The organism is Rhizobium sp. 01L419 (genome assembly GCF_056400025.1).
On record NZ_JBFTSM010000013.1, the window covers coordinates 212,830 to 220,414 of the forward strand.

The 7,585-nt window shown below is 57.8% G+C and carries 7 protein-coding genes and 1 pseudogene; 2 read left to right on the forward strand and 6 right to left on the reverse strand.

Annotated features, from left to right (window positions below; translation table 11 throughout):
- Positions 1–2: 2 nt before the first annotated feature.
- From AC1DUP_RS24565 to AC1DUP_RS24580, 4 genes are all read right to left on the reverse strand, one after another.
- Positions 3–1,424 carry an aminotransferase class III-fold pyridoxal phosphate-dependent enzyme gene (locus AC1DUP_RS24565; RefSeq protein ID WP_113310012.1) on the reverse strand — a complete coding sequence of 474 codons (1,422 nt, stop codon included), beginning with the start codon at positions 1,422–1,424 and terminating at the stop codon, positions 3–5.
- Positions 1,425–1,447: 23 nt separating this feature from the next.
- A complete protein-coding gene (locus AC1DUP_RS24570) occupies positions 1,448–2,131 on the reverse strand; it encodes an MtnX-like HAD-IB family phosphatase (protein WP_113310013.1) in 684 nt (227 codons plus the stop codon).
- A 133-nt stretch (positions 2,132–2,264) separates the two neighbouring features.
- On the reverse strand, positions 2,265–3,641 hold the full coding sequence (locus AC1DUP_RS24575; protein WP_113310014.1) for an ATP-binding protein: 1,377 nt from the start codon (positions 3,639–3,641) through the stop codon (positions 2,265–2,267).
- Positions 3,638–4,294, reverse strand: a complete 657-nt coding sequence (locus AC1DUP_RS24580; RefSeq protein ID WP_113295925.1) for a response regulator transcription factor — start codon at positions 4,292–4,294, stop codon at positions 3,638–3,640. Before AC1DUP_RS24580 ends, AC1DUP_RS24575 begins: the two co-directional genes overlap by 4 nt.
- Positions 4,295–4,443: 149 nt before the next feature.
- Between AC1DUP_RS24580 and AC1DUP_RS24585 the strand changes: the two genes are divergently transcribed.
- A complete protein-coding gene (locus AC1DUP_RS24585; protein ID WP_477835070.1) occupies positions 4,444–4,761 on the forward strand; it encodes a hypothetical protein in 318 nt (105 codons plus the stop codon).
- A 178-nt stretch (positions 4,762–4,939) separates the two neighbouring features.
- Here the strand turns inward: AC1DUP_RS24585 and AC1DUP_RS24590 are convergent, their stop codons facing one another.
- On the reverse strand, positions 4,940–5,590 hold the full coding sequence (locus AC1DUP_RS24590) for an alpha/beta fold hydrolase (RefSeq protein ID WP_113310022.1): 651 nt from the start codon (positions 5,588–5,590) through the stop codon (positions 4,940–4,942).
- Positions 5,591–6,173: 583 nt separating this feature from the next.
- On the opposite strand from AC1DUP_RS24590, the gene AC1DUP_RS24595 reads away from it, so the two are divergent.
- Complete coding sequence (locus AC1DUP_RS24595; protein WP_113310023.1) at positions 6,174–7,088, forward strand: phosphotriesterase family protein; 915 nt, start codon at positions 6,174–6,176, stop codon at positions 7,086–7,088.
- Positions 7,089–7,457: 369 nt separating this feature from the next.
- On the opposite strand, the pseudogene AC1DUP_RS24600 reads toward AC1DUP_RS24595, so the two are convergent.
- Positions 7,458–7,585, reverse strand: a pseudogene (locus AC1DUP_RS24600) (acetyl-CoA C-acetyltransferase); the annotation flags it as partial.

The following is a 7,585-nucleotide window of genomic DNA, read 5'->3' on the forward strand; positions in this document are numbered from 1 at the left end:
TCCTACCTCCGGACCGCACGTGTGAAGAGCTGGTCGAGCAGCGTCAGCGCCAGGTCGATCTCCTCGCGAGTAATCAACAGGTTCGGGGCCAGCGTGATGACGTTTTTATGGTAGCCGCCGACATCGAGAACGAGGCCATAGGTCTTGTTGCCGACCCTGAGATCGCCCTTCATGCCCTCGTCGCAGAGCCAGTCCATCGTCGCCTTGTCCGGCGTGAAGCCGTCTTCCTTGCAGATCTCGCATCTCAGGGCCAATCCGAGCCCGTCGACATCGCCGACGATCGCATGGCGTTTCTGAAGCTGTTTGAGGCCATCGAGGAAATATGCTCCTTTGGCCATGATCGCAGCACCAAAATCCTCCTCTTCCAGCATCTTCATCGTTTCGAGCGCGACGGCCGTACCCATCGGGTTGCTGGCAAAGGTGGAATGGGTGGAACCGGGCGGAAAGATTGTCGGATTGATCATTTCTTCCCTGGCCCAAACGCCCGAAAGCGGATTGAGCCCGTTGGTGATCGCCTTGCCGAAGACAAGAACGTCCGGGGAGACGCCGAAATGTTCGATCGACCAGAGTTTGCCCGTCCGGTAGACACCCATTTGGATCTCGTCGACGACGAGCAAGATGCCGTGCTGATCCAGAACCTTCTTGAGTTCGGTGAAGAAGTTCATGGGCGGAATGACATAGCCACCGGTGCCCTGGATCGGTTCGATATAGAAGGCGGCATATTCTGCGCTGCCGACCTTCGGATCCCAGACGCCGTTATATTCGCTTTCGAAGAGGCGAGCGAATTTGCGCACGCAATGTTCGCCATATTCCTCCTTGGTCATGCCCTTCCCGCCGCGGAAATGGTAAGGAAACTCGACGAATTGGGCCCTTTCGCCGAAATGGCCGAAGCGGCGGCGATAGCGATAGCTGGAGGTGATCGCCGAGGCGCCCAGCGTGCGGCCGTGATAGCCGCCCTCGAAGGCGAACATCAGGCTTTTGCCACCGGTATAGTTGCGCACCAGCTTCAGCGAATCCTCGATCGCCTGCGATCCGCCGACATTGAAATGAACGCGCCCCTTGCGGCCGAATTTGCGTTCGGCGTCCTGCGCGATCATGGCGGCCAGTTCGACCTTCTCGCGATGCAGATATTGCGAGGCGACCTGCGGCAGCCGGTCCAGCTGGCGATGGAGGGCGGCATTCAGCCTTTCGTTTCGGTAGCCGAAATTGACGGCGGAATACCACATTTGCAGATCGAGAAACGGTGTTCCCTTGGCGTCATAGACGTAGGAACCTTCGCATTCTTCGAAGAATTTCGGCTCCGCCGAATAATGAACCGTATCGCCGTGAGAGCAGTAGGTCTCCTCCAGCAAGCGCAGTTCGGCTTCCGACAGGTCGGAGAGTGGCGTTTTTTTGTTGAAGGTTTCAGCATTCACAATGTTCATGAGAGGCCTCTTGGTCTTCTGGTTCAGGCGATTTTCGATTGCAGCGCCGCTCGGCGCGGACGCGCGATCTTCGGGATGACGGCTTTCATCTTGGAAAGCAGGTCGGCGAAATCATCGAAAGCGATGAAGGGGATGTTGCTGTCGCCGCAGTAATCGGCGAGCGTGTCCTTGGCGAAGACAAGGTCGGCTCTGCCGGCGACGCAGAAATCGCTCCGTCCGTCGCCAATATAGACCTGCGGCTCCATGCCGGAGACGACCCGACATTTGCACACGCCCGAGCCGGAGGAACAGCCGGCCGAGTTCGGGGCGGGTGCCAGGATGTAGCTCTCAAGGCCGTCGACGACGCTACAGCGAAGGTGATTGGCGATGACGGGCAGATCGGTGATGCCGTTGCGCCTCAGCACATGGCGGATGAAATAGTCGACGCCGTCGCTGACGATCGTCAGGGGCAGGCCGTTCACGCGGCAGTAGTCGCGAAACGCGAGGACGCCGGGGTCGATGGCAACGGTGTCCAGGATCGCATCGAGTTCGTGACGGCTTGCCCGGATGAGGGCAATCTGGCGGCGCATGCACTCTGCCGATCCAATCAGACCGTCTTTCCATTGCTGCTCGATGTCTTCCCATTCAGGCTCGGCAAAACAGGACAGCACGACATCCGTCACATCCTGAATGGAAATCGTGCCGTCAAAATCAGAGAATACCTGCATCGAATCGTCCTTCGATCTGCCTTGCGGTCGTGTTTAACGACGGCCGATGAGGCTGACCTGAGAGGAAAATGATGCGAAAATGAAAAATGAGGGAGCCGTTGTCGCGGACCTGATCGACGCCGTCGTTGCTGCGTCAGTTCCTGGACAGTCGCAGCTCGACCCGCAGCCCGCTGCCCCGCGGGGGTGTGGAAAGCTTTACGGAAGCGGCAAGCCGGTCCGCGGTGTCGGCAACGATTGCAAGCCCGAGGCCCGCACCTTCGGCATTCAGCGTGTCGAGGCGATAGAAGCGATTGAACACGGCCTCTCGCTCCTCGGGCGGTATGCCCGGCCCGCTATCGCTGATCGATATCAGCCAGAACTCGACTTCGCAGGAGAGGATGACCTCGATCATACCGCCCACCGGCGTATATTTGATGGCATTGTCCAGGAGGTTGCTGATCATCATCTGCAGCAGCGATTCATCTGTCATGATCTCGGCCGACTCCAGGCCTTCCAGCGAGACGTCGAGATTGCGGCTGTTGATGATGTTGCCGAAGTCCGCCAAGGTCGACGCGATCATATGGTAGAGCGGAACCGGTATCGGATTGAGCGGATGGTGGCTGACCCTGGCAAGGCGCAGCAATTGCTCGATGAGATGGGTGGCTCTGTTGTTGCTGGTCACCAGATCCGAGATGATCGCCTTCTGCTCCTGCTGGTCATCGGTGCTCGCCAGCATCTGCAGCAGCAGCTTGACGCTTGCCTGCGGCGTGCGCAGCTGGTGGGCCGCCAGATCAGAAAAGCGCCGCTCGAGGGTCAGGGAGCGGCCGAGCTTTTCGAGAAGCTGGTTGATTGACTTTCCGAGGGGCAGAAAATCCCTCGGCAGGTCCCCGACCGCAATGGCTGAAAGATCGTCGGGCGAACGGGTGCGGATCTGGTGGACAAGCCCGTGTATGGTCCGAAGGCCATTGTGGATCCCGAGCCAGATCAGAAAGCCTATCACCGGCACTAGCACGAGCAGCGGAAAGAACAGGTTCAGAAGGATGTTGGAAACCAGCGTCTGACGCAGGGACATCTTTTCTCCGACTTCCATGACAATGTCTGAAGCGGGGATCGGCAGTGAATAGACCCGCCAGTTCTCGCCGCCGTAAGAAAGGTCGGTGAAGCCTGCCTTCTGGTACGGCACGTCGGCAAGAAAGGCCGTGCTGGAGTAGAACATGATCTTGCCGTTCACCCAGGCACGGAACATATGCGCATCGGCGTAATCGTCCGCGTCCTCGTTGAAGGCGAGCTGATTGTTCATGTTGAGGTCGATGTCATCGACTTGTCGCGGTGTGCGCTCCGGCGAGTGCCGTAGCCGGTTATGCAGCAGTCCCCATAAGACGTTCGCATCGTTGATAAGCTGCGCGTCGTAGATATTATTGATCTCGCGCGTGGCGCTGTTGAAGGCGAAGGCGCCGATCACCAGGATGGTCACCACGACGACGGGGGCGATCCGCAGGAAGAGCTTGCGCGTAAGGGTTGAGGGGCTCATCGTTCGATCATGTAGCCGATGCCGCGGATCGATTTGATGAATTCGGTGCCGAGCTTCTTGCGCAGATTGTAGATCGTCACCTCGATGGCATTGCTTTCGACGCTGCTATAGGCATCGTAAAGCGCGTATTCGATATCGTTTTTCGTCACGTAGCGACCGCTGCGCTCCATCAGGAGCTTGAGCAGGTGGAATTCCTTTGCCGTCGTGTGCACCTGTATATTGGCTTTGCGCGTTATCATTGCCGACGGATCCACCTCGACATCGCCGCACCGAAGCAGGCTTTCCGTCCGGCCGTCGCGTCGCCGGATCAGCGCACGCAGACGGGCAAGCAATTCATCGAGATCAAAGGGTTTGACCAGATAGTCGTCGGCTCCCTCGTCGAGACCCTCGACCTTGCGCCGGACGTTGTCGAGCGCCGTCAAAAGCAGGATGGGGACGGCGTTGCCTTTGCGTCTTACACCTTTGAGGAGCTCGATGCCGCTGAGCAGCGGCAGGTTGATGTCGAGGACAATAGCTGCAAAATCCGAATGCTCCGTCGCTTCAAGACCGGACTGGCCGTCACGCATCCAGTCGACGCCATAGGCATGCTTTTCTAGTGCCTTCTTCAGGGACGGGCCGAGAATGCTGTCGTCTTCGACAAGTAGGATGCGCACGGTCGTTTCATTCCTGCAAAGGCGGATAATGTCGATGAGAAGCGCGATTTGAAGCATTGTTATGGCAGGCCGCGATAGAAACGGCTGAATCGCTGCTAAGGCGCCGGCTTGGAATTATCGGAACATGCCGGCTTTGGCTCGCCGGCGCAATGGCGTCATTCCTGGCCGCAGCGACCGCTTCACGCGCCTATATTGCGACCAACAGCATTCTCGTGTTGGTCCCGTCACTCGCGCTTTATTGCGTGGGTAATCTCATCATGGTGCGGCTGACCAGAGAGGGTGGAATGGGGCTTGTGATATCGGTTTCCGCCGTTTCTCAGCTGCTGCTAATCAACCTGATTGCAATGGAATCGATCCCGGCTCTCTTCGATCAGCTTAATGGTGAACTCAGCGAAAGAAACGGAAGCAAGCTGGGTAACCGCTCAAGTCATCGAGGCAAGCGGAGGTTACAAGCTCTGAGCGATTAAGCACATTAGAGGGCGCGCGAAGCAATCTATTCGTCAGCGGTTCGCGCGCCCGCCGCCAATCCTGGTGTTGGTCACAGAAATCCAGCGGGCAGCCGCTTAGAGTGGCGCCAACCCGAATCCCATCAACTGCCCGATTGCAGAATAGCGGAGGTCGACGGTTCCTTTCCCATCAAGGTGCTCATCGGTGGAACCTGCCGTCCCGAAGAAACGAAAGGGCTTGCGCCCACATGGTCCTGTTGGATGGGATGAAGGTGTGGTTGGCCGCGATTACGATATGGTCGGCAGCTCCTGCAAGACGCGTGCTTTCTACAGTTACCTTTCCGTCATTGGCTTTTTGATAGCCAATGATCAAGGACGAAACCGGATCGATGCTCCGGGTTCCGGCGATGATGCCCAGTTCGAAATCCACCGGACCGAAAATATGGCCGAACGTGCTCTGATCGCTGACGAGCTGCTGACCGGCAGGGCCGTAAGCCGCTTTGTACAGCGGCACATTTTTCAGGAAATCTGCGACCTGGCTGCCATTGTTCGGAGTGCCGACCATCACCACTCGCCCGAGATTTGACGGTCGGTAACTCTTTAACATCGCCCTTATGACCAATCCGCCCATGGAATGTCCGACCAGATGAATACGGCCTCCACGGTTGCTTTCAGCTGCATCTTCCACTTCTGCCGCAACGATTTTCGCCAGTCGTTCGATTGGGTAGCGGGTCGAAGGATAATCAACGTTACGAGTGATGTAGCCCTGCATCTGCAGGTGCTTTTCGAACTTGCGCATGCAAGCGCTGGTCCTCTTGATGCCGTGGAGAAGAACGACTGTGTCGGCCATGTCGGGTGTGGTCTTTCGGTCAAAGGTCGCCCCGCGGGCGCAACGCTGCTTCGTTTCCTGCGTCAGCGCGTTGTTGTCTGCCATTTCGATGATCGTGGTAGAACCTCATCCGTTCTGCACCCTACATCGATCGCACTGACGTTGAAAGATCCTAGGTTGTCGGCAACTTTGCGCACGGACAGGTGTTACGACCGAGCTGCCGCTGCCTTGAAGAGCGAGATCGATCGAGGATCTCAGGGACGAGAAGATTATCTTCTTTTCCCGCCACCTCTCCCACAGCGAGCGCTAAATCGCCGAGAAGTTCGAGGCGCACGATCCAACAGATCGGCCTCCGCCTCAACGAGCTCGCGTACCTTTTCCTTCGAATGTCCCTGCCGACACCACGCCGACCTTAAGCCCGAAGTTGCTCAGCAGCCCACGCATATCGAAGCTTTTAGGAAGGGATACGAAGCCGATTACCCCATCTATGCTGAAAGCTGCGATACGCTTCTTTACACGCTCTTGGGGATCAGTTGGCGATCGCCACTTCATTATATGTCCTGTACAGTCACCGTTGTGCCAAATCCTACGGAAGCCTCAAATGATGACGCAGATTTACACCACCCTGGGGCCAAGGCGCCGCGACGAAGTCGGGATGATTCTCCCGCACGAGCATGTGTTCGTCGATCTTAGAACGCCCGACCAACCAGGCTACGCAGAGGCGGAGATAGACGCAGTTCTGGCACTGATGGTCCCGCAGATTGAGGCGATCAAACGGCAAGGCATAACACTGCTCGTAGAGTGTACGACGGGGGGCGTAGGAAGACGTGCGGACATCGATCTCGCCGTGTCGAAGGCAGCCGATTTTCCGATCGTCGTCCCGACCGGCAACTACCGCGAACCGTGGATACCCGCCTGGGTAGCAGAGGCTAATGAGGACGATCTTGAACAATGGATGGTCAGCGAGCTTACCGAAGGAATCGAGGACACTGGCGTCTTGGCGGGATGGATCAAGCTCAGCGCTGGCGACGACGGGATCTCGCCTCTCGAAGCCCGCATTCTCCGCGCGGCAGCAAGAGCATCCGTGCAGACCAATGCCGTGATCGGCTCCCACACGATCCGAGGAAGGGTTGTGATGGAGCAGTTGGACATTCTTCAGTCGGAGGGCTGCTCACCAGAGCGCTTTATATCGATCCATACCCAGCAGGAAAGGGACTTCGGGCTTCACCGGGCATTGGTGGAGCGCGGTGCGTGGATCGAATACGACCATGTCGGGAGGGCGCCCGACGAGGATCTGGTCGCAATGATAATGCGTGCCCTTGAAAACGGCCTCGGCGAGAAGCTGCTCATAAGCCACGATCTCGGCTGGTATGATCCGGCGCAACCCGGTGGTGGGACCCCGAGACCTTACACGCATCTTGTCGAGAGCCTTCTTCCATCGCTCAAAATCGCGGGAGCAAGCGAGGATGCGATCCGGCAACTCACCGAAGTCAATCCGTTTGAGGCATTCGCACGCTGAAGCAAGGCTTCGACCGTCACCGAAAAGCGCGGAATATCAGGCATCCAGCGTCGCGCCGCCGACCAGGGTCTCGCTTGCGGCGATGGAGCCGGGTTCGCGCTGAATTCGCTAGGGCGTCTTCTGCCAATCAAACGCGATAGCTACGCGTTGTGCCACTCGCATATTCCACCACCGCAACGAGGCTGATGCTTTGATACCGGTTATGCGCTCGTGGCGTCGGTTGGTCGCGCTCAATAATGGTGCCTACCCTTCGCTTCCTCATGAAGAAGGGGCGGTTTGCCTAAATAGCAGCTCAAGACATGCTTGCCGATCTCATCAGGTTCTGGCGACTACGATCAAGGGTTCGTGCAGCTCGATGTTAATTCCTGCTCAAAACGCCTCGAAGCACATGGCGACACCCATGCCGCCGCCAATGCATAATGTGGCAAGACCTTTCCTGGCGCCGCGGCGCTTCATCTCGAAAAGCAGCGTGTTGAGGACGCGTGCGCCCGACGCAC

Coding starts and splice junctions, on each gene's coding strand:
- AC1DUP_RS24565 (WP_113310012.1), bottom strand. CDS start 1,424: ATGAACATTGTGAATGCTGAAACCTTCAACAAAAAAACGCCACTCTCC.
- AC1DUP_RS24570 (WP_113310013.1), bottom strand. CDS start 2,131: ATGCAGGTATTCTCTGATTTTGACGGCACGATTTCCATTCAGGATGTG.
- AC1DUP_RS24585 (WP_477835070.1), top strand. CDS start 4,444: ATGGCGTCATTCCTGGCCGCAGCGACCGCTTCACGCGCCTATATTGCG.
- AC1DUP_RS24595 (WP_113310023.1), top strand. CDS start 6,174: ATGACGCAGATTTACACCACCCTGGGGCCAAGGCGCCGCGACGAAGTC.
- AC1DUP_RS24590 (WP_113310022.1), bottom strand. CDS start 5,590: ATGGCCGACACAGTCGTTCTTCTCCACGGCATCAAGAGGACCAGCGCT.
- AC1DUP_RS24575 (WP_113310014.1), bottom strand. CDS start 3,641: ATGAGCCCCTCAACCCTTACGCGCAAGCTCTTCCTGCGGATCGCCCCC.